Origin of the sequence: Pseudomonas sp. 32_A (assembly GCF_017490905.1) — a bacterium.
GTDB classification, from domain to species: Bacteria; Pseudomonadota; Gammaproteobacteria; order Pseudomonadales; family Pseudomonadaceae; genus Aquipseudomonas; species Aquipseudomonas inefficax.
The window spans coordinates 1-246 of sequence record NZ_JAFGYI010000478.1 but is presented as its reverse complement, the minus strand read 5'-3'; the positions used below and the strand labels follow the sequence as shown (position 1 = coordinate 246).

The following is a 246-nucleotide window of genomic DNA, read 5'->3' as shown; positions in this document are numbered from 1 at the left end:
CCCAACCGGAACTGGCCAAGCTGCAGAACCCGTCGATGGCTGCCGTGCTGGAGCATGTGGTCGGCCACTGGGGTGCGGTGCTGATCAGCGTCGGCCTGATCATCTCGCTGCTCGGGGCCCTGCTGTCGTGGGTGCTGCTGTGCGCCGAGATCCTCTTCGCCACGGCGCGGGACAAGACCATGCCGCGCTTTCTGGCCAAGGAAAACGCCAACCATGTGCCGGCCAACGCCCTGTGGCTGACCAACT

Annotated in this window: 1 protein-coding gene; it reads left to right on the top strand. The window is 65.9% G+C overall.

From position 1 onward, the window contains the following. Positions 1-246 (top strand): amino acid permease (locus J5M58_RS27510; protein ID WP_207880666.1); only part of this gene is annotated, 246 nt, incomplete at both ends.